Origin of the sequence: Janthinobacterium sp. BJB426 (assembly GCF_002735705.1) — a bacterium.
Taxonomy (GTDB): domain Bacteria; phylum Pseudomonadota; class Gammaproteobacteria; order Burkholderiales; family Burkholderiaceae_D; genus Janthinobacterium.
Window position 1 is genome coordinate 14959 of sequence record NZ_PDZL01000007.1, and the last position, 21112, is coordinate 36070.

Consider the following 21112-nt stretch of genomic DNA (forward strand, 5'->3'; position numbering starts at 1 on the left):
GCTGACGATGGATAAGAAAGAATCACGGCTTCGCCGCGGACGCCAAACCCGCATCAAGATTGCGGAATTGAAAGTAAATCGCTTGTCGGTGCATCGCACCAACCTGCACATTTACGCCAACCTGATCAGCCCGGACGCTAAAGTCCTGGTTTCGGCCTCGACGGCTGAAGCGGAAGTTCGCGCTGAACTGGCAGGCCAATCCGGCAAAGGCGGCAATGCCGCTGCTGCAGCCTTGATCGGCAAGCGCGTCGCTGAAAAAGCGTTGAAAGCAGGGATTACCGAAGTTGCGTTTGACCGCTCCGGTTTCCGTTACCACGGCCGTGTGAAAGCGTTGGCAGAAGCCGCACGCGAAGCCGGTCTGAAGTTCTAAGGATCAATCATGGCAAAAATGCAAGCAAAAATGCAAAGCGACAAGCCGGATGATGGCATGCGCGAAAAAATGATCGCGATCAACCGCGTGACCAAAGTGGTCAAGGGTGGTCGTATCATGGGTTTCGCCGCGCTGACCGTAGTTGGTGATGGCGATGGCCGCGTCGGCATGGGCAAGGGCAAATCGAAAGAAGTGCCAGTTGGCGTGCAGAAGGCAATGGAAGAAGCCCGTCGCAACCTGATCAAAGTACCGCTCAAAAACGGTACCTTGCATCACACGGTTGTTGGTCGTCACGGCGCCTCCAAGGTCCTGATGAACCCAGCTAAGCCTGGTACTGGCGTTATCGCTGGTGGCGCAATGCGCGCTATCTTCGAAGTGATGGGCGTGACGGACGTGGTGGCGAAATCCACCGGTTCGAACAACCCGTACAACCTGGTACGCGCTACGCTGGACGGCCTGTCGAAAATGAGCACTGCTTCCGATATCGCTGCCAAACGCGGCAAGTCGGTCGAAGACATTCTGGCTTAAGGTGGACAAAATGACAAACACAGTCAAAGTGCAATTGGTCAAGGGCTTGATCGGTACGCGCGAATCGCATCGCGCTACCGTGCGCGGTCTGGGTCTGCGTCGTGTAAATTCGGTTTCCGAATTGCAAGACACCCCATCCGTACGCGGCATGATCAATAAAGTATCGTATCTCGTTAAAGTTGTCGGGTAAGCCTTCGGGCTTACACGAACGGAGCAAATCATGGAATTGAATACTATTGCACCAGCCGAAGGCGCTAAGCACTACAAGCGTCGCGTCGGTCGCGGTATCGGCTCCGGCCTGGGTAAAACCTCGGGTCGTGGTCACAAAGGTCAGAAATCGCGTTCGGGCGGCTTTCATAAAGTCGGTTTCGAAGGCGGTCAGATGCCTCTGCAACGCCGTCTGCCTAAGCGCGGTTTCAAATCGATGCACGCAACCTTCAAAGCTGAAGTGCGCCTGTCCGATCTGAACAACCTGGCTGTTGGCGATGTCGACATTCTGGTCTTGAAGCAAGCTGGCGTTCTGGGCGTGTTGGCCCGTGACGTGCGCGTGATCTTGTCCGGCGAAATCACCAAAGCGGTGAATTTGAAGGGCTTGAAAGTGTCCGCTGGCGCGAAAGCAGCCATCGAAGCAGCCGGCGGCTCGGTAGCCTGAGTTGACCGCTAACAGCTTGATCGGAGCGAAAATTGGCGACTAATCCACAACTTGCTAAAAGTGCAGCGGCCGGTTTCCCTTGGGGACGGCTCTGGTTTTTGCTTGGCGCATTGGTGGTTTATCGTATCGGTGCTCACGTCCCGGTTCCCGGGATTGACCCGACACAATTAGCCTCGCTGTTCAAGGAGCACGAAGGCGGCGTCCTGGGCATGTTCAACATGTTCTCGGGCGGTGCCTTGTCTCGTTTTACAGTGTTTGCGCTGGGTATCATGCCTTATATCTCGGCCTCGATCATCATGCAATTGCTGTCGATCGTGTCACCGCAGATGGAAGCGTTGAAAAAAGAAGGCGAAGCAGGTCGTCGCAAGATCACCCAGTACACCCGGTATTTCACGGTTGCCCTGGCACTGTTCCAAGCGTTAGGCATTGCAGTCGCACTGGAGTCGCAAGCTGGTCTGGTGTTGGAACCTGGTCTTGCATTCCGCTTCGTGACGGTCGTCACTTTGTTGACCGGAACAATGTTTTTGATGTGGTTGGGTGAGCAAATTACCGAGCGTGGCTTGGGGAATGGCATCTCGATCATCATTTTTGCCGGGATTGCAGCAGGTCTGCCGTCGGCGTTGGGTGGCTTGTTCACTCAAGTGTCGAATGGCTCGATCGGCAGCTTCAGCGCGATTTTCATCGTGATCCTGGTAGCACTGGTAACGTACTTCGTCGTATTCGTCGAACGTGGTCAGCGCAAAATATTGGTCAACTACGCGAAGCGCCAGGTAGGCAACAAGATTTATGGCGGTCAAACCAGCCATTTGCCGTTGAAGCTGAACATGGCCGGCGTGATCCCGCCGATCTTTGCTTCTTCGATCATCTTGTTCCCGGCCACTATCGTGGACTGGTTTTCAAAGGGCGCCGACAACGCTAACCCTGCGGTGCGGTTCTTGAAAGATTTGGCAGCATCGATGGGGCCTGGTGAGCCTATCCATGCGCTGTTGTACGCAGTGGCGATCGTGTTTTTCTGTTTCTTCTATACAGCGCTGGTCTTTAACAGCAAGGAAACAGCGGATAACTTGAAGAAAAGCGGTGCGTTCATTCCCGGGATCCGTCCAGGCGAACAGACAGCCCGTTACATCGACAAGATCCTGACACGCTTGACACTTGCCGGCGCAGTCTACATCACCCTGGTGTGTTTATTGCCGGAATTTATGCAAGCCCAGTGGAAAGTACCATTCTATTTCGGCGGTACTTCTTTATTGATTATTGTAGTTGTCACCATGGATTTCATGGCGCAAGTACAGAACTACGTGATGTCGCAGCAATATGATTCGCTGCTGCGCAAAGCAAATTTCAAGGGCGGAATTCCGACGCGTTAAGCGCGGTAAACATACCGAATGGCAAAAGACGACGTCATACAGATGCAGGGCGAGATTCTTGAGAATCTCCCAAATGCAACATTTCGAGTGAAGCTGGAGAACGGACACGTGGTGCTCGGGCATATTTCAGGTAAAATGCGGATGAACTATATTCGCATTCTCCCTGGAGACAAGGTGACGGTGGAGTTAACGCCGTACGACCTGAGCCGAGCCCGCATTGTGTTCCGTACCAAGTAACACACTGAATCAAACCAAAGAAGCGAAAGAAAGAGCCCAAAAATGAAAGTTCTCGCATCAGTCAAGCGGATCTGCCGCAACTGCAAGATCATCAAGCGCAAAGGCGTAGTCCGCGTTATCTGCGTGGAACCACGTCACAAGCAGCGTCAAGGTTAATCGAGGAATAACAAATGGCACGTATTGCAGGGGTTAATATCCCAAATCATCAGCATACCGTTATCGGCCTGACGGCCATCTACGGTGTGGGCCGTCCACGCGCAGAGAAAATCTGTGCATCGACCGGTGTAGCAACCAACAAAAAGATCAAAGATCTGGATGACAGCGAACTGGAAAAGCTGCGCGATGAAGTAGGTAAATTCATCGTCGAAGGCGATCTGCGTCGTGAACTGTCCATGAACATCAAGCGTTTGATGGATCTGGGTTGCTACCGCGGCATGCGTCATCGTAAGGGTCTGCCTTGCCGTGGCCAGCGTACGCGTACGAACGCACGTACCCGCAAGGGACCGCGTAAAGCCGCTCAATCGCTGAAAAAATAATCCGCTAGGGAATAATTATGGCTAAGTCGCAAAATAACGCCGCATCAGCACGCGTGCGTAAAAAAGTTAAAAAGAACGTCGCTGAAGGCATCGCGCATGTCCACGCTTCGTTCAATAACACCATCATTACCATCACCGATCGTCAAGGCAATGCCTTGTCGTGGGCTACCTCCGGCGGTGCAGGCTTCAAGGGTTCGCGTAAATCGACCCCGTTCGCAGCGCAGGTCGCCGCGGAAGCCGCTGGTAAAGTGGCTGTTGAGTGTGGCGTAAAGAACCTGGAAGTACGTATCAAGGGCCCAGGTCCTGGTCGTGAATCCGCCGTTCGCGCGCTGAACAACCTGGGCATCAAGATCACCGAGATCCAGGACGTGACGCCGGTACCGCACAACGGTTGCCGTCCACCGAAACGTCGTCGTATCTAAGATAGTGTTGCAGAGGGCGCTTCGGCGCCAGCTGCTTTGCTGTCTGTTGTAACTCAGTACAGTTGTGTGAAAACGCTGGAGCAGGGAGCCGGAAACGGTTATACTGCCCGGCTGTTCTTGCCTGTCAAATCCTGTTTGACGGGTTTTTCGTTTTCAGCCACCGTCTGATTGAAACCAAATCAGACTAGCGCCTAACCGCATCAGTGTGTTTGATCATGCATGTGGCTGGGGCGTTATCATTTAAAAAAAGGAAGTATCGTGGCACGTTATATCGGACCTAAAGCAAAACTTTCCCGCCGTGAAGGTACAGACCTGTTCCTGAAGAGCGCACGTCGCTCGCTGGACAGCAAGTGCAAACTGGACGTCAAGCCAGGCCAGCACGGTGTCAAATCCGGCGCCCGCACCTCGGACTACGGTAACCAACTGCGCGAAAAGCAAAAAGTCAAGCGCATGTACGGCGTGCTGGAACGTCAATTCCGCCGCTACTTCGCTGAAGCAGACCGTCGTAAAGGCAACACCGGCGAAACGCTGTTGAAGTTGCTGGAAACGCGTCTGGACAACGTTTGCTACCGCATGGGCTTTGGCTCGACCCGCGCTGAAGCGCGTCAATTGGTCAGCCACAAAGCGTTCACCGTGAACGGTATCGTTGTGAACATCGCTTCGTACGCAGTCAAAGTTGGCGACATCGTTGCTGTTCGTGAAAAATCGAAAAAGCAAGTGCGTATCGTTGAAGCACTGTCGCTGGCTGAACAAGTTGGTATGCCTAGCTGGGTTTCGGTTGATGCCAAGAAAATGGAAGGTACCTTCAAGTCCCTGCCAGAGCGTAACGAAATCGCTAACGACGTCAACGAATCGCTGATCGTCGAGCTGTACTCGCGTTAATAGCAGTTAGCACCATCACCGCCCACTCGTTTTCTTTCGGGTGGGCGTTTTACTAATGCCATCAGCCTTATCGGTGTAATGAGCCGAGGGTATTGAAAAGGACATTTCATGCAAAACAGTTTGTTGAAGCCACGTATTATCGATGTTGAAGCTCTCGGTGCAGGTCACGCCAAGGTCGTGATGGAACCGTTCGAGCGCGGCTATGGCCACACATTGGGTAACGCGTTGCGCCGCGTTCTGCTGTCGTCGATGGTAGGCTACGCGCCGACCGAAGTGACGATCGCTGGCGTCGTCCACGAATATTCCTCCCTCGATGGCGTGCAAGAAGACGTCGTCGATCTGTTGCTGAACTTGAAGGGTGTGGTTTTCAAAGTCCACAACCGCGATTCGGTAACCCTGACCCTGAAAAAAGAAGGCGAAGGCGCGATCCTGGCCTCCGACATCGACCTGCCGCATGACGTCGAACTGATCAACCCTGACCACGTGATCGCCCACCTGACCGCTGGTGGCAAGCTGGACATGCAGATCAAGGTTGAAAAAGGCCGCGGCTACGTTCCTGGTAACGTGCGTCGCCTGTCGGAAGACACGAACAAGACCATCGGCCGCATCATTTTGGATGCGTCGTTCTCGCCAGTGCGCCGTGTATCGTACTTCGTTGAATCGGCCCGCGTTGAACAGCGTACCGACCTGGACAAGCTGATCATCAATATCGAAACCAACGGCGTGATCTCGCCGGAAGAAGCGATCCGCCAGTCGGCCCGCGTCCTGGTGGACCAGTTGAATGTGTTCGCAGCCCTGGAAGGCACGGAAGCCGCCGCCGAAGCGCCATCGCGCGCTCCGCTGGTCGATCCTATCCTGTTGCGTCCAGTCGACGACCTGGAGTTGACCGTGCGTTCGGCAAACTGCCTGAAAGCGGAAAACATCTACTACATCGGCGACCTGATCCAACGTTCGGAAAACGAACTGCTGAAAACGCCAAATCTGGGCCGCAAGTCCCTGAACGAAATCAAGGAAGTGCTGGCATCGCGCGGCTTGACCTTGGGCATGAAGCTGGAAAACTGGCCGCCTGCCGGCCTGGAAAAGTAATTCGTAGTTGTAGCAAACTGCCTGGGACAGGTGTCCCAGGCTTTTATTTTGTAGTACCAAACCGGTCCGCGGCTGTAAGGGGTTTCTCTCTCAGCTGATCGAAGAACTGGAATTTAAACACTCACCGAAAGGATTTATCATGCGTCACGGTCACGGCCTCCGTAAACTGAATCGTACCTCGTCCCACCGTCTGGCAATGCTGCGCAACATGACAGTATCGCTGCTGCGTCACGAAGCGATCAAAACCACCCTGCCAAAAGCAAAAGAACTGCGCCGCGTTGTCGAGCCAATTCTGACCCTGGGCAAAACCGACTCCCTGGCAAACAAGCGTCTGGCCTTCAACCGCCTGCGCGACCGTGAAATGGTCGTCAAACTGTTCGCTGAACTGGGCCCACGTTTCGCCAACCGTAACGGTGGTTATGTACGTATCCTGAAAATGGGTTTCCGCGTCGGCGATAACGCTCCTATGGCGTTCGTTGAACTGATGGATCGTCCAGATACGACCGAAGCAGTTGAAGTTGCTGGCGAGTAATCCTAGTAATTGCATCTGAGAAAGCCAGGCCTAGCCTGGCTTTTTTGTTTTCTGCTGCAGCTATCCTTGCTGCGGTGTACTATTCTTCTTTCGCGCCGGCCCGGCACAAGCGCTGCCTGCTCCGCGCGACTCTTGTCGAATGGCACAGCTGTTGCCGCAGAAAAAGGTCGTTCATGTCCCGTTTCCCCTCCAGCGCCACCGCGCGCGCCGCTCCCCTGCATCAACTGCTGCTCTGGTTTGCCACCTGTCTGCTGCTGGTCATGGCCGTCTTTGGCGCAAGCCAGGCCCGTGCCGATGATGAATTCCTCGACCCCGAACTGGCCTTCAAGTTTTCCGCCCGCATGCAGGATCCGTCCACCATCGCCGTCACGTATGTGATCGCCGATGGCTACTATATGTACCACGAACGTTTTAAATTTGAAGCTGTGGGCGCCAAGCTGGGCACACCCGTGTATCCGGCTGGCAAGGTCAAGTTCGACGACACGTTCCAGAAGAACGTGGAAACCTTCCGCAAGACCCTTACCATCACGATACCCGTGGACGCGGCAGGCGCGTTCACCCTGAAGGCGACGGGCCAGGGCTGCTCCGACAAGGGCCTGTGCTATGCGCCGCAGGATGCCACGGCCCAGCTCGTGGGCGGTGGTGGCGGCCAGAGCATCGCGCCGGGCACAGGTCTGCCGTCGAAATTCGCCCTGCCGGCCGCGCCCGCAGTCGACACGGCGGCCGTCAACGGCCCGCAGGCGCAGGCGTCGCCTGGCGTGTCCGTGCTGAGCATTCCCCAGGCGAACATCACCAGCACACCCGAGCCGGTGGCGGCGGCCCCCGTGGCGGCAAGCGCCGCGCCCGCGCAAAGCGAGATGGGCAAGATCGAAGCGGCACTGAAGGGCGGAAAATTGCTCGTCATCGTGCCCCTGTTCATGCTGCTGGGCCTGGGCCTGGCCTTTACGCCGTGCGTGCTGCCGATGGTGCCGATCTTGTCGTCGATCATCATCGGCGATGGCGCCAAGGTCAGCCGTTCACGCGGCTTGCTGCTGTCGCTGACGTACGCCCTGGGCATGGCCATCGTCTACACGGCGCTGGGCGTGGCGGCCGGCCTGGCGGGCGAAGGCCTGGCGGCGCAACTGCAAAACCCGTGGGTGCTGGGTTTCTTTGCCTTGCTGATGGCTGCCCTGGCGCTGTCGATGTTCGGTTTTTATGAATTGCAAGTGCCGGCTTTCCTGCAAGGCAAGCTGACGTCCGTGTCGAACCAGCAATCGTCGGGCCGCCTGGCGGGCGTGTTCGTCATGGGCGCCATTTCCGCCCTGATCGTGGGACCCTGCGTGGCCGCGCCGCTGGCCGGCGCCTTGTTGTACATCAGCCAGACGCGCGACGTCGTCATCGGCGGCAGCGCCCTGTTTGCCATGGCCGTGGGCATGAGCGTGCCCTTGTTGCTGGTCGGCGTGTCGGCCGGCACTTTGCTGCCGCGCGCCGGCGCCTGGATGGATGCCGTCAAACGCTTCTTTGGCGTGCTGCAACTGGGCGTGGCCTGGTGGCTGGTCTCGCCCGTGCTGCCTGGCGCCGTGCAGATGCTGGGCTGGACGGTGCTGTTCGTCGGCTATGGCATGTATCTGCTGGTGGGCAAGAGCGGCGCGCAGAACGCCTGGATCGCCAAGGCCTTTGGCTTCGTGTTTGCCGTGCTGGGGGCGATGCAGTTGGTGGGCGTGGCCAGCGGTGGCCGCGACCCGTTGGCGCCACTGGCGCACCTCGGCGGTGGCCAGGTGCACGCGCAACCATTTACGCGCGTAAAGACCGTGGCGCAGCTCGATGCGGCGCTGGCCCAGCTGAACGGCAAGCCGGCCCTGCTGGACTTTTATGCGGACTGGTGCGTGTCGTGCATCGAGATGGAAAAACTGACCTTCGTCGATCCCGCCGTGCGCGAGAAAATGGGACAAGCCGTGCTGCTGCAAGTGGACGTGACGGCCAATGATGCGGACGACAAGGCCATGCTGAAACGTTTTCAGCTGTTCGGCCCGCCGGGCATCATCATGTTCAACCAGCAAGGGCAGGAAATTGCCCAGTCGCGCGTGATCGGCTTCCAGAACGCCGCCACTTTCCTGACCTCGTTGCGTAAGCTCGACGGGCAATAAGCGGTCGCTTGTCTCGCGAATAAGAAAAAGCCTGCAATGCAGGCTTTTTCTGTTTCTGCGCCAGTTAAAACTTAACCAGCTTTGGGCTGCTGATGCATGCCATGGTGCCCGCCGCGGTGGTGGCCACCGTGCTTGCCGCCAGGCACGCTGTCGTCAAACACTTTCTTTTGTTCGGGCGTCAGCACAGCGTAGAAGGTTTTCAGCGAGGCCAGGCGACTTTCCTGGCTGGCGATGCGTTCCTTCGACATGGCGATCCATTGCTCCATGCGCTCCGGCGCCGACAGCTTGGCCATCGCTTCGTGCTTGGCTTTCCAGTCACCCATCGGTTTTTTCGGCGCGTTGGCGGCCGTGAATGTGGCCCAGGCCGGTTCTTGCGCGGCTGTCAGCTTCAGCTTGTCGTGCAGGCGGGCCTGGTACTTGGCCATGCGTTCGGCCGGGTTGCTTGCGCGGTGCTGGCCGCGCTGGCCTTCATGTTGCATCTTGGTACTGGCGGCAGGCGCGCTGGCGGCCGCTTCCTGGGCGTGGACGGTCAGCGATGCCGCACCCATGCCGAGTACACTCATGGCGATGATCAAATTCTTGCGCAAGGTTGTCATTGAGGCGTTCATCTGGATTCCTTTGTAAAAGTGAGGGATGTACATGTTGCTGCACATGAATCTATGTTGGACGCGCCATGTTTCCCCGAAGTGTCCGCTGCCAGACAGTTTGTATCTATATGTTTCTTCGGGTCTCCTATATACAAGACGATACAAATGCGCTGTGCAAGGCCGGGGGAAGTGGGGATAATTCGTACCATGGAACCCACTTCTACAATTCTCATCGTCGACGATGACCGCGATATCCGCAGCTTGCTGGCGGACTACCTGGAAACGAACGCCTACCGCACCCTGGGCGCGGCAGATGGCACGGCCATGTGGAAAATCCTCGATGAAACGCGGCCCGATCTGATCGTGCTCGATTTGAACCTGCCTGGCGACGATGGCTTGACCCTGTGCCGCAAGCTGCGCGCCCAATCGACGGTGCCGGTGATCATGTTGACGGCGCGCAATGAACCGCTGGACCGCATCCTGGGCCTGGAAATGGGCGCCGACGATTATTTGCCGAAGCCGTTCGAACCGCGTGAATTGCTGGCGCGCATACGCAGCGTGTTGCGCCGCAGCCATGCCATGCCGTCGAACGTGCCGTCGGACAAGGCGCAGCAAATCCGCTTTTCTGGCTGGACGCTGGATTTGACGGCGCGCCATTTGCTCAATCCCAGCGGTCTGGTGATCATGCTGTCGGGCGCGGAATTCCGCTTGCTGCGCGTGTTCCTCGAGCATCCGAACCGTGTGCTCAACCGCGACCAGTTGCTGAACCTGACGCAGGGCCGCGACGCCGACCCGTTCGACCGCTCGATCGATATCCAGATCAGCCGCTTGCGGCAAAAACTCGGTGAAGATGCCCGCTTGCCGCAAATCATCAAGACCGTGCGCAACGGCGGCTACGTGCTGGCCGGCCAGGTCAACGTGGAGCCGCACGCGTGAAGGCCTTCCTGGGATCGATGACGGGCCGCGTCTTCATGTTCTTGCTGATCGGCATTGTCGCCTCGGCCGCGCTGACGCAGTGGCTGGCCGTGGGCGAACGCCAGCGCGCCATCGAGCAATACCGCGACTATCACGCCGTCGAGCGGGCCGAGCAGCTGGTGATGGCGGCCGACGTGGTGCCCCTGGCCTCGCGCGCCGCCTACCTGAAGGTGGCCAACAAGGGCAGCGTGCGGCTGGAATTGCGTCCTGACACGGCACATACGCCCGGCGCGCCGACGGAGTTTTCCACCGCCCTGCAAGCCAAGCTGGGTGAAGGTTTCAAGGTCAGCGCGCTGGCCGAACGCCCGGCCGCCTGCGTCAAGCCGCGCCAGTCGCCGGGCATGTTTTCCGCCAAGCCATGGGGCGGCACGTGCGAAAACCTCGACGTGCGCATGCAGGATGGCCACGTGCTGCGCCTGATGGTGTTGCCGCCGCGCCAGCAGCCGCCGTTCAATGAACATAACGACTGGATGACCTTGCTGCCTTTCCTGATCAGTATCGCCATCCTCGCCTACCTGGTCACGCGCATGACCATGCGCCCGCTCAAGCAACTGGCGCAGGCGGCGAAAGACCTGGGCAATGACATCAATCACCCGCCGCTGACCCTGTCGGGCGCCAGCGAAATCCGCCAGGCCAGCGCCGCTTTCAATGCCATGCAGGCGCGCATCCGCCAGCATATTTCCCAGCGGACACAGATGCTGGCAGCCATCACGCACGACTTGCAGACGCCGCTGACGCGCTTGCGGCTGCGCCTGGAAAAAGTGGCGGATACGGAATTGTATGACCGCCTGGTGGGCGACCTGTCGGCCATGCAAAGCATGGTCAAGGAAGGGCTGGACCTGGCCCGCTCGATGGACAGCACGGAAGCGATGCAGGCGCTCGATCTCGATTCCCTGTTAGACAGCGTCTGCTCCGATGCGGCAGATGCCGGCCAGAAAGTCACTCTAGGTGGACAGGCAGGCATGGCTCTGATGGCGCGCCCGATCGCGATGCGGCGCTGCCTGGTGAACCTGATCGACAATGCCGTCAAATATGGCCTGTACGCGCAGGTCACCGTCGAACGCATTCCCGGTGCCGCGCGCATCCGCATCCGCGACGGCGGGCCAGGCATTGCGCCAGATCAGCTGGCGAAAGTGTTCGAACCGTTTTACCGCATCGAGACTTCGCGTTCGCGCGAATCTGGCGGCACGGGCCTGGGCCTGACCATCGCGCGCAATATTGCCGAGCAGCACGGCGCCACGGTTTCACTGCTCAATCATGTCGACGGTGGACTGGAAGTCACCCTGATCGTGCCAGAGTATTACGCAGGAAAGTGAGCATTTCCGTGCGACAATATTGTGCTTTATGCCCCCTGGCAACTACCTTCAACCTGCAGCCCTGCGCTGCAACAGCGTGACAGAACAATGAAAAAGACTAGTCTGGCAATCCTCGTGGGTGCGGCCCTGTGTATCGGTGGCGGCATCTGGTATTTCAATCATCAGTCCGGCGCGGCGAGCGGCGGACAGGATGGCAAAGGGGGCAAGGGTGGACAGGCGCCGACGACGGTGAGCGTGGTCACGCCCGTGCGCGAGGATGTGCCGATGGTGTTGCAAGCCAATGGCAGCGTGATGCCCATCAGCAGCGTGGATTTGCATCCGCAGACGACCAGCACGATTACCAAGGTGCATATCCGCGAAGGCCAGTTCGTCAAGCAGGGCGAGCTGATGTTCACGCTGGACGCGCGCAGCGAGCACGCGAATGTCGACAAGGCGCAGGCGCAGGTCTTGCGCGACCGCGCTTCGGTGCAGGACTTCGAGCGCCAGCTCAAGCGCAACCAGGATTTGCTGAGCAAGAATTTCATCGCCCAGGGCGCCGTCGATACCCTGCAAAGCCAGCTCGACGCGGCTCGTGCCTTGCTGGCCGCCGACCAGGCCGCCTTGCGCGCCGCCCAGGTCGATTCCAGCTACACCGTCCTGCGCGCGCCGCAGGCGGGCAGGGTGGGCGCCATCAATGTCTACGCAGGCAGCCTGGTGCAGCCGACCACGTCGCTTACCAGCATCACCCAGCTCGACCCGATCGACGTGTCGTTCACCTTGCCGGAAAGCAGCCTGTCCGGCTTGCTGGCGGCGCAAAAGGCGGGCGAGGTGCCTGTCACGGCGCTGTTGTCCGATGCGGGCGGCAAGCAGCTCGATGGCAAACTGAACTTCATCGACAATGCCGTCGATCCCGCCACGGGTGTGATCAGGATCAAGGCGCGTTTCAATAATGGCGGCACCGATTTGTGGCCAGGCCAGTACGTGAATACGCAGCTGACCGTGCGCACCCTCAAGGATGCGCTGGTGATCCCGCAGAATGCCATCATCACGAGTACCTCCGGCACCTTCGTGTACTCGATGGAAGCGGACAGTACGGCCAAGATGCGCAAGGTGACACGCGTGTATGCATTCGGACCGAGCGCCGTCGTCACTGGTCTGGCAGGCGATGAAAAAGTCATCGTCGATGGCAAGCAGAACTTGCGCCCAGGCAGCAAGGTGCGCCTGGTGGAAAAACACAAGGCTGCCGATGGCGCCGCCGCACCGCAGGGCAAGCCAGCATGAACCTGTCCGAACTGAGCATCCGCCGCCCCGTCATGGTGGTGCTGCTGTCCCTCTCCATCATCCTGGCCGGCGTGCTGGCCTATCTGCAAATTCCCGTGGCGGCCTTGCCGAGCTACAACACGCCCGTCATCAATGTCAGCGCCGACCTGGCCGGCGCCAGCCCGGAAACCATGGCCTCGTCGGTGGCCTTGCCACTGGAAAAGCAGTTTTCCACCATTTCCGGCCTCAGCCTGATCACGTCCACGAGTACCTTGGGCAATACTTCGCTGACCCTGGAGTTTGACGCCAGCATCAACGTCAACGAGGCGGCCGTCGACGTGCAGGCGGCCCTGCTGCGCGCGCAGCGCCAGTTACCGACGGAAATGACGGATTTGCCGTCCTACCGCAAGGTCAATCCGGCCGATGCGCCCGTGCTGTTCATCCAGATGACGTCGCCGTCGCTGAACTTGTCGGACCTCAATGATTATGCGGAAAACCTGATCGCGCCCAGCCTGTCGACCTTGCCTGGCGTCGCCCAGGTCATCGTGAATGGCCAGAAACGCTTTGCCGTGCGCGTGCGCGCCCGTGCCGACCTGATGAATGCGCGCAACCTGACGATGGACGAGTTGGCCACCGCCTTGCGCACCTCGAACACGAATTCCCCGCTGGGCATCCTTGACGGTCCGAGCCAGACCCTGACTATCCAGGGCAATCCGCAAATGATGAAAGCGGCCGATTTTGCCGAATTGATCGTCGCCAGCCGCAATGGCCAGCCCGTGCGGCTGAAAGACGTGGCCGAGGTGGAAGACAGTTTTCAGTCGATCAAGTCCGTCGGCAGTTTCAATGGCGAGCGTTCGATCAGCCTGATGGTGCAGCGCCAACCGGACGCCAACACCGTGCAAGTGGTCGATGGCGTGCGTCGTTTGTTGCCAGGCTTCAAGGAGCAATTGCCGCAATCGATACAGATCAGCCTGGTAAACGACCGTTCGCTGTCGATCCGTGAAGCCATCCACGACGTGAATCTGACCTTGGCGCTGACGGTGGTGCTGGTGGTGCTGGTGATCTTCCTGTTCCTGCACCGCGCGGCAGCCACCTTCATTCCCGCCGTCACCATGCCGATTTCCCTGCTCGGCGCCCTGGCCCTGCTGTACTGGCTCGGCTACAGCCTCGACAACGTCTCGCTGCTGGGCATTACCCTGGCCGTGGGCCTGGTTGTCGACGATGCCATCGTGGTGCTGGAAAACATCGTGCGCCATATCGAGATGGGCAAGAAACCGATACGCGCGGCCCTGGAAGGGGCGAAAGAGATGGGCTTTACCATCATCTCGATTTCCGTCTCGCTGGTGGCCGTGTTCATCCCCATCTTCTTCATGCCGGGCGTGATCGGCTTGCTGTTCCATGAGTTCGCCGTTGTCGTCTCGCTGGCCGTGCTGGTATCCGCCATTGTGTCGCTGACCCTGGTGCCGATGCTGGCCAGCCGCTTCCTGCCGGCCGATTCGCGCGAGCACAATGACAGCGACCCCAGTCATGGCGAAAAAACCTTTATCGGCCGCCATTTCGAAGCGGGTTTCACGGCATTGCGCAACGGTTATGTGCATCTGCTCGACAAGGCCTTGGCGCACCGCAATGTGGTGCTGTTCGTTGCCGTGTGTACTTTTGCGCTGACGGTGCTGTTGTACGCCACGATACCGAAAGGTTTTTTCCCAGAGGAAGACCTGGGCCAGATCCAGGTGAATACGGAAGCGTCGGAGGATATTTCCTCGGCGGCACTGCAAGACTTGCAAGCCCGCGTGGCGGCCGTGCTCAAGGCGGACCCCAGCGTCCAGGATGTGACCTCGTTCGTCGGCGGCGGCAACACGGGCCGCATGTTCATGGTCTTGAAACCGCGCAGCGAGCGGCCGAAAATGCCCGTGGTGCTGGAAAACCTGCGCCGCGCGACGAGCACCGTGCCCGGCATGGCCGTGTATTTCCGTCCCGTGCAAAACTTGCAGTTGGGCGGACGCCAGAGCAAGAGCCGCTACCAGTACACCCTGCAAAGCGTCAGCCCCGACGCCTTGAATGACTGGGCGGAAAAGTTTATCGCCGGTATGCGCACGGATCCCGCCTTCCGCGACGTTACCAGCGATTCGCAGATCAAGGGCTTGCAGGCGTCGCTCAGGATCGACCGCGACAAGGCCAACCTGCTGGGCGTGCAAATGTCCGACATCCGCACGGCCCTGTACAGCGCCTTTGGCGAGCGGCAAGTGTCGACCATCTATTCGTCGGCCGCCAGCTATTACGTGATCCTGGAAGCGGCCACGGCCGACCGCCAGTATGACGATGCGCTCACGCGCGTGTCCGTGCGCAGCAAGACGGGCGAACTGGTGAAACTGTCGAGTATTGCCTATGTGGAACGCACGATCGGTCCCACGTCCGTGAATCACCAGGGGCAGTTGCAGGCCGTCACCATCGCCTTCAATCTGGCGCCCGACGTGCCGCTCGGTATCGCCACGGGCAAGATCGATGTGATGGCCAAGGACATGAACTTGCCGGCTTCCATCATCACGCGCTACGGCGGTGATGCGGCCGTGTTCCAGAGCTCGCAATCGAGCCAGATCATCCTCATCATTGCCGCGCTGGCCGTGATCTATGTGCTGCTCGGCGTGCTGTATGAGAGCTACATCCATCCGCTGACCATCCTGGCCGGCTTGCCGTCGGCGGCCGTGGGGGCGCTCCTGACCCTGCGCCTGTTCGGCATGGACCTGACAATGATCGCCATCATCGGCATTTTGATGCTGATCGGTATCGTCAAGAAAAACGCCATCATGATGATCGACTTTGCCCTGCATGCGCAGCGCAACGACGGGCTGGCGCCGGCCGAGGCCATTCGCCAGGCGTGCATCTTGCGTTTCCGCCCCATCATGATGACCACGGCGGCGGCGCTGATGGGCGCCTTGCCGATCGCCCTGGGCCTGGGCGCCGGCGCCGAATTGCGCCAGCCGCTGGGCCTGGCCGTGGTCGGTGGCTTGCTGTTTTCGCAAGTGATTACCCTGTTCATCACGCCCGTGATTTATTTGTTCCTCGATAAGTACAGCGGCACGGGACCGTTGACGGACGAGCAATTGGTGGCACTCGACAACAAGTCCTGAGCCGCCACACGGCCACCACCGGCGCCCCGTTCCTGCGTGAATGCGGCGCCGGTTTTGTATGGGCCGTGATACATACGGTAACAACCGTCAAGGCACGGCTCGGGTACTCTGATACCGCTGCAAGGAATGTCGCTATCCTGTACGCTTCGGGTTGGAAATGCCGAGGAAGTGTTCCCAAAAGCAAGGGACTCTGGCACTATGGCTGCCCTGTAAGATTACTTTTGTCGCTACACAGAAAGCACGATTCATTTTGCATGACACGACCCATTTGATGGCTGCCGATTCCGATGTTTGCCCCACCTGCGGGCAAGTGATCAAGCCACCACCGGCCTACGGGTCCAGGACCAGCACCATGCGCAAGGTGGCGCTCGGCGTGTCCGTCTTGCTGCACGTGCTGCTGGCGGCGTATGTCCTGTTGCACAGCGACAAGATCGAAAAGATTCCGCCGCCGAAGAAGGAAAGCGCGATGGTCTACATTGCGCCGCTGAAAGACAAGCCGCAACCGAAGCCGCAGCCGAAGCCCACGCCGAAACCGAAGGACACGAAAGTGGCCAAGGTGAAACCGCCGCCGGCACCGAGCAAGCGCGTAGTGACGAAGGACGTGCCGCGCGACAAGCCGAAACTGGAAACCTTCACGCCGCCGCTGGTGTCGAAAGTGCCGTTGCCGCCGCCGCCCGCTGAAGACATGAGCTCGATGATTGAGCAGCGCCGCAAACAGCGCCAGGCGCAAAATCCCGCGCCGCCGGCCGAGGAAAGCGAAAACGACCGCGCCATGCGCGTGGCCAAGGCGAATATCGCCGGCGCCCAGGGGCGCAATTCCGGCAGCGACCGCGAGGATTCGGGCGGCGTGTTTTCCATCGTCAACCAGACTTCGTTCAGCGCGGAAGTCAAGTTCAAGGGCTGGAACGGCAACTTCAAGCGCAATTGGCTGAAGCAGGAAAAAGTGGAGCTGGGCAATGAGCCCGATATCGAAACGGCCATCGTGAAAAAGATGATCCAGCTGATTCGTGCTGAAAAGCCTGGTGATTTCGTCTGGGAATCGCGGCGCCTGGGGCGCAACGTCAACCTCAGCGCCCGCGTGGAAGACACGGCCGAGCTGATGGCCTTCCTGCGCCAGGAATTCTTTTCCGAGAAGCGTTCTGGGCCGGGACGGCGCTAGGCGCTCGGAAAACTGACGGCAATAAAAAAGGCTGCACCGTGTGAACGGGCAGCCTCTTTTACGCAGCGTTGATGTCGATCAAGCCGGTTTGTCGGTTCCCGCTTCCGGCTCGACGTCGTCTTCCATGTCGATCAGTTCGACCATCTGGGCCGCGCCATCTTCGCTGATGCCGGCCAGTTCCATGATCTTGTCGTTGGCTTCGTCGATGCCGACGCGCTTCAGGGCCGAGAACAGTTGCACGGTGAACGGGAAACCGACGCCGTCTTCATCCACGTAGCTGTCGAGCTTGGCTTTCGCCTGGCGCAAGGCATTCACGGATTCATTACGGTTCAGTTTATCGACCTTGGTCAGGATGCAGTGGATCGGCTTGCCTGTCGGGGCGAACCATTCCAGCATCTGAATGTCCAGGTCGGTGAACGGGCGGCGCGAATCCATGATCAGGATCAAACCGGCCAATTGCTCGCGGCGCTGCACGTAGTCGCCCAGCAGGCGCTGCCAGTGCAGTTTGGCCGAGCCAGAGACTTCCGCGTAGCCGTAGCCCGGCAAGTCGACCAGCAGGCATTCGATCTCTTCGACGATGGTGGCATCCTTGCGGTGCTGCGCCACGTGGGCGCCGCCGATGGAGAAGTAGTTGATGTGCTGGGTACGGCCAGGTGTCTTGGAGGCGAACGCCAAGCCTTTCTGATTACACAAGATGTTGATGGCGGTCGATTTACCGGCATTGGAGCGGCCGGCAAAGGCGATTTCCGGCACCGTGGTATCGGGCAGGTCACGCAATTGGTTGACGGTCGTAAAGAAGCGGGCTTGCCAGAGTTTTGACATGGGAGTAGTAAAGCAACAAAAGGGAGCGATAAGGGAGCGATAACGCCAAGAAGCTATTGTACAATAAGGGGTTGTTTATTGTTGCCGGCGTAGCAGCGATGCGGCTTGCGGCCCTGAAAATAAAGCAAAAATCCACAGGGCGCGGCAATGTCCACCACTAATTTCTCACTGTCTCAGGGTGCCTGAATGAATCGTGCGTTTTCACCGTTGTTCAAATCCATGCTGCTCGCTTTGCTGGCTGTATCGGCAACTGCCTCCGCGGTCGAAGCACCGAAACCGGCCGTCAAGGCCGACGCTGCCAAGGGTGCTACCCTGTACGCCGATGGCGACGCGGCGCGCGGCTTGCCTGCCTGCGTCTCCTGCCATGGCGCGGCCGGCAATTCGACCATCACGGTCAATCCGAAACTGGCTGGCCAGCACGAAAGCTATATCTACAAGCAACTGGTCGACTTCACCACGCCGGAGCGCAACCAGCCTGTCATGACGACGTACGCGAAGATGCTCAGCGACGCCGACAAGAAAAATATCGCCGCCTACCTGGGTGCGCAGCTGTCCAAGCCGGGCGCCGCGAAAAACAAGGACACGATCGACCTGGGCAAGAAAATCTACCGTGGTGGCATTGCTTCGAAGCAAGTTGCTGCCTGCGCCAGCTGTCATGGCGCGACGGGCAATGGCATTCCCGTCCAGTATCCGCGCATCGCCGGCCAGCACCAGGACTACACGGTGGCCCAGCTGGCCATGTTCCGCAGCACCAAGGCTGATGCCCGCAAGAACAGCGCGCAAATGCACACCATCGCCGCCCGCATGTCGGATGACGAGATTGCCGCCGTGGCCGATTACATCGCCGGCCTGAAGTAAGTTTTCATAGTGGCAAGCGATTGCCAGGCGCACCAGCGCGCATGAACAAGGGCGGCCGTCTCAACGGGCTGCCCTTTTTTATGGCAAGGGCCAAACAGGAGTATGCTGCCGCCTTGCGCGGAGAAACTACTGCTCCATGCCTACATTTTCTTGAAGATTGCATATCCCGTATGAGTATCAACGTATGAGCACAGGCACGACCGGAATCGAGTTAAAGACCCAACGCCGCAGCCTGGCTGAATTCGTCGAGCTGGTCTCGTCGATGCGCTTTGCCATCAGCCTGCTGACCCTGATCGCCGTCGCGTCCATCATCGGCACCGTGCTCAAGCAAAACGAGCCCATGCCCAATTATGTGAACCAGTTCGGGCCGTTCTGGTTTGCCGTCTTCGACAAGCTGAGCCTGTACTCCGTGTATTCGGCCTGGTGGTTCCTCGTGATCATGGGTTTCCTCGTCGCCTCGACCTCGCTGTGCATCGTACGCAATGCGCCGAAGATGCTCAAGGACATGCGCAGCTGGCGCGAAACCGTGCGCGAGCAATCGCTGCGCAATTTCCACCACAAGCTGGAATGGCAGGCGCCGCTGCCGCGCGCCGTGCTGGCGCAGCAGATGGTGATGCGCCTGAAAGACGCCGGCTACGCGGCCAAGGTAGTCGAGAAGGACAACGCCACCCTGGTCGCCGCCAAGCGGGGCGCCGCCAATAAATGGGGCTATATTTTTGCCCACGGCGCCATCGTCATCATTTGCGTCGGCGGTTTGCTCGATTCGGAAATGCCGATTCGCGTACAGCAATGGTTCTTTGGCAAGACGCCGTTTTCCGGCAGCGGCGTGATCGCCGATATTCCCGCCCAGCACCGCCTGAGCCTGTCGAACCCCACTTTCCGTGGCAATACCATGATTCCGGAAGGCTCGTCGAGCAATACGGCCATCATTCCTCAGGCCGATGGCGTACTGATCCAGGATCTGCCCATCACCATCCTGCTGAAAAAATTCCACATTGATTTCTACAGCACGGGCATGCCGAAGCTGTTTGCCAGCGATGTCGTCATCACCGACCATGTAACGGGTGAAAGTTTCCCTGCAACCATCAAAGTCAACCAGCCGCTGTTGTACAAGGGCCTGGCCCTGTACCAGTCCAGCTTTGAGGATGGCGGCAGCAAGCTCAAGTTGACGGGTTTTCCCATGACGGGCAAGACGACGAAACGCTTCGATATCGGCGGCGAAGTGGGCGGCAGCACGCCGCTCGAGCGCAGCGATGGCAATTCCTATACGGTGGAATGGTCGGGTTTCCGCCCGTTTAACGTGGAAAACCTCAGCGCGGGCCAGGATGTGCGCGCCGTCAGCAAGGCGGAAAGTTTCAACGATAAATTCGCCGTCGGCCTCGATAAACGCCTCGGCTCGGCCGCGAAGAACGCGAATAACAAGGATCTCAAGAACGTCGGTCCCTCGGTGCAATACAAATTGCGCGACAAGACGGGCCAGGCGCGCGAGTACCAGAACTACATGCAGCCCGTCACCGTGGATGGCACGACGGTGTTCCTGGCCGGCATGCGCGTCAACCCCAGCGATCCGTTCAGCTATTTGCGCATTCCCGCCGATGACAATTACAGCGTGAATGAATGGATGCGTTTGCGTGCCGCGCTGCAAGATCCCGCGCTGCGCCAGCAAGCCGCCACGCGCTATGCGGCGCGCGCCATGCCGCAGGCGGGCGCGGAAGCCCTGCGCGGCCAGTTGCAGGAATCGGCGGCGAAAAGCCTGGGCATCTTTGCCGGCAATGGGCAAGAGGGCGGTTTCCTCGCCATTTCGCGATTCCTGGAGAAAATTCCTGCCGCTGAGCAAGAAAAAGCGGCCGATATCTTCATGAAAATCCTGAATGGCAGCCTATGGGACTTGTGGCAGGCGGCGCGCGCCCAGGATGGCTTGAAAGCCATCGAGGCCGATGACAAGCACGGCCGCTTCCTGCAACTGGCCACGAATGCGCTGTCCGACAGCTTCTTCTATGGCGCGCCCGTGTATCTGCAACTCGATGACTTTACGGAAATCAAGGCGTCCGTGCTGCAGGTGACGCGTTCGCCGGGCAAGAGCGTCGTCTACCTCGGTTGCCTGTTCCTCGTGATCGGCGTGTTTTCCATGTTTTATATTCGCGAGCGCCGCTTGTGGGTGTGGATCAAGGATGGCGAGGGCGGCAGCGAAGCCTTGATGGCCATGAGCACGCAACGCAAGACCCTGGATTTTGAAAAAGAATTTGAGAACTTGAAGGCAAAGCTGCCGCAATCGGCGTAAGCTGCGCTG

The 21112-nt window shown here is 59.0% G+C and carries 22 protein-coding genes; 20 read left to right on the top strand and 2 right to left on the bottom strand.

Annotation, left to right across the window (positions count from 1 at the left end):
- The first annotated feature begins 7 nt into the window (after positions 1 to 7).
- From rplR to dsbD, 13 genes are all read left to right on the top strand, one after another.
- The gene (gene rplR / locus CSQ93_RS13235; RefSeq protein ID WP_010394431.1) at positions 8 to 370 is read left to right on the top strand and encodes a 50S ribosomal protein L18; all 363 of its coding nucleotides are present in this window, start codon (positions 8 to 10) and stop codon (positions 368 to 370) included.
- 9 nt (positions 371 to 379) lie between these two features.
- Positions 380 to 898 carry a 30S ribosomal protein S5 gene (gene rpsE, locus CSQ93_RS13240; RefSeq protein ID WP_010394433.1) on the top strand — a complete coding sequence of 173 codons (519 nt, stop codon included), beginning with the start codon at positions 380 to 382 and terminating at the stop codon, positions 896 to 898.
- A gap of 10 nt (positions 899 to 908) precedes the next feature.
- Positions 909 to 1088 carry a 50S ribosomal protein L30 gene (gene rpmD, locus CSQ93_RS13245; RefSeq protein WP_010394435.1) on the top strand — a complete coding sequence of 60 codons (180 nt, stop codon included), beginning with the start codon at positions 909 to 911 and terminating at the stop codon, positions 1086 to 1088.
- A 30-nt stretch (positions 1089 to 1118) separates the two neighbouring features.
- A complete protein-coding gene (gene rplO / locus CSQ93_RS13250) occupies positions 1119 to 1550 on the top strand; it encodes a 50S ribosomal protein L15 (protein WP_034753211.1) in 432 nt (143 codons plus the stop codon).
- 32 nt (positions 1551 to 1582) lie between these two features.
- On the top strand, positions 1583 to 2917 hold the full coding sequence (secY, locus tag CSQ93_RS13255) for a preprotein translocase subunit SecY (protein WP_010394438.1): 1335 nt from the start codon (positions 1583 to 1585) through the stop codon (positions 2915 to 2917).
- Between the two features lie 18 nt (positions 2918 to 2935).
- Complete coding sequence (gene infA / locus CSQ93_RS13260; RefSeq protein WP_005663428.1) at positions 2936 to 3154, top strand: translation initiation factor IF-1; 219 nt, start codon at positions 2936 to 2938, stop codon at positions 3152 to 3154.
- Between the two features lie 42 nt (positions 3155 to 3196).
- Positions 3197 to 3310, top strand: coding sequence for a 50S ribosomal protein L36 (gene rpmJ / locus CSQ93_RS13265; RefSeq protein WP_010394471.1), 114 nt, complete (start codon positions 3197 to 3199; stop codon positions 3308 to 3310).
- A gap of 14 nt (positions 3311 to 3324) precedes the next feature.
- Complete coding sequence (gene rpsM / locus CSQ93_RS13270; protein ID WP_046681666.1) at positions 3325 to 3690, top strand: 30S ribosomal protein S13; 366 nt, start codon at positions 3325 to 3327, stop codon at positions 3688 to 3690.
- A gap of 17 nt (positions 3691 to 3707) precedes the next feature.
- Positions 3708 to 4112, top strand: coding sequence for a 30S ribosomal protein S11 (rpsK, locus tag CSQ93_RS13275; RefSeq protein WP_010394475.1), 405 nt, complete (start codon positions 3708 to 3710; stop codon positions 4110 to 4112).
- A 258-nt stretch (positions 4113 to 4370) separates the two neighbouring features.
- Positions 4371 to 4994 carry a 30S ribosomal protein S4 gene (rpsD, locus tag CSQ93_RS13280; protein ID WP_010394478.1) on the top strand — a complete coding sequence of 208 codons (624 nt, stop codon included), beginning with the start codon at positions 4371 to 4373 and terminating at the stop codon, positions 4992 to 4994.
- A gap of 108 nt (positions 4995 to 5102) precedes the next feature.
- Complete coding sequence (locus tag CSQ93_RS13285) at positions 5103 to 6080, top strand: DNA-directed RNA polymerase subunit alpha (RefSeq protein ID WP_008444343.1); 978 nt, start codon at positions 5103 to 5105, stop codon at positions 6078 to 6080.
- Positions 6081 to 6219: 139 nt separating this feature from the next.
- The gene (rplQ, locus tag CSQ93_RS13290; RefSeq protein ID WP_034753219.1) at positions 6220 to 6612 is read left to right on the top strand and encodes a 50S ribosomal protein L17; all 393 of its coding nucleotides are present in this window, start codon (positions 6220 to 6222) and stop codon (positions 6610 to 6612) included.
- Between the two features lie 173 nt (positions 6613 to 6785).
- Entirely contained in the window at positions 6786 to 8738 is a 1953-nt protein-coding gene (gene dsbD / locus CSQ93_RS13295; RefSeq protein ID WP_099378437.1) for a protein-disulfide reductase DsbD, read from the top strand.
- Positions 8739 to 8809: 71 nt separating this feature from the next.
- Here the strand turns inward: dsbD and CSQ93_RS13300 are convergent, their stop codons facing one another.
- A complete protein-coding gene (locus CSQ93_RS13300) occupies positions 8810 to 9346 on the bottom strand; it encodes a Spy/CpxP family protein refolding chaperone (protein WP_158301215.1) in 537 nt (178 codons plus the stop codon).
- Between the two features lie 186 nt (positions 9347 to 9532).
- On the opposite strand from CSQ93_RS13300, the gene CSQ93_RS13305 reads away from it, so the two are divergent.
- The 5 genes from CSQ93_RS13305 (at position 9533) to CSQ93_RS13325 (ending at position 17142) form a co-directional block, all read left to right on the top strand.
- Complete coding sequence (locus CSQ93_RS13305; RefSeq protein ID WP_034753223.1) at positions 9533 to 10261, top strand: response regulator; 729 nt, start codon at positions 9533 to 9535, stop codon at positions 10259 to 10261.
- Positions 10258 to 11616 (top strand): ATP-binding protein, encoded by a 1359-nt coding sequence (locus CSQ93_RS13310; protein ID WP_099378439.1) that lies wholly within the window; start codon positions 10258 to 10260, stop codon positions 11614 to 11616. The genes CSQ93_RS13305 and CSQ93_RS13310 overlap by 4 nt, the downstream gene beginning before the upstream one ends.
- Positions 11617 to 11703: 87 nt before the next feature.
- Entirely contained in the window at positions 11704 to 12876 is a 1173-nt protein-coding gene (locus tag CSQ93_RS13315) for an efflux RND transporter periplasmic adaptor subunit (protein WP_099378440.1), read from the top strand.
- On the top strand, positions 12873 to 15983 hold the full coding sequence (locus CSQ93_RS13320) for an efflux RND transporter permease subunit (RefSeq protein ID WP_099378441.1): 3111 nt from the start codon (positions 12873 to 12875) through the stop codon (positions 15981 to 15983). The genes CSQ93_RS13315 and CSQ93_RS13320 overlap by 4 nt, the downstream gene beginning before the upstream one ends.
- Before the next feature lie 271 nt (positions 15984 to 16254).
- The gene (locus tag CSQ93_RS13325) at positions 16255 to 17142 is read left to right on the top strand and encodes a hypothetical protein (RefSeq protein ID WP_233516168.1); all 888 of its coding nucleotides are present in this window, start codon (positions 16255 to 16257) and stop codon (positions 17140 to 17142) included.
- Between the two features lie 78 nt (positions 17143 to 17220).
- Here CSQ93_RS13325 and yihA read toward each other — a convergent pair whose 3' ends face one another.
- Positions 17221 to 17964 carry a ribosome biogenesis GTP-binding protein YihA/YsxC gene (gene yihA, locus CSQ93_RS13330; protein ID WP_034778293.1) on the bottom strand — a complete coding sequence of 248 codons (744 nt, stop codon included), beginning with the start codon at positions 17962 to 17964 and terminating at the stop codon, positions 17221 to 17223.
- Between the two features lie 186 nt (positions 17965 to 18150).
- On the opposite strand from yihA, the gene CSQ93_RS13335 reads away from it, so the two are divergent.
- Both CSQ93_RS13335 and CSQ93_RS13340 read left to right on the top strand, forming a co-directional pair.
- Positions 18151 to 18822: a c-type cytochrome gene (locus CSQ93_RS13335; protein WP_099378443.1), complete on the top strand. Its 672-nt coding sequence runs from the start codon at positions 18151 to 18153 to the stop codon at positions 18820 to 18822.
- 184 nt (positions 18823 to 19006) lie between these two features.
- Entirely contained in the window at positions 19007 to 21103 is a 2097-nt protein-coding gene (locus tag CSQ93_RS13340; RefSeq protein WP_099378444.1) for a cytochrome c biogenesis protein ResB, read from the top strand.
- Positions 21104 to 21112: the final 9 nt, after the last annotated feature.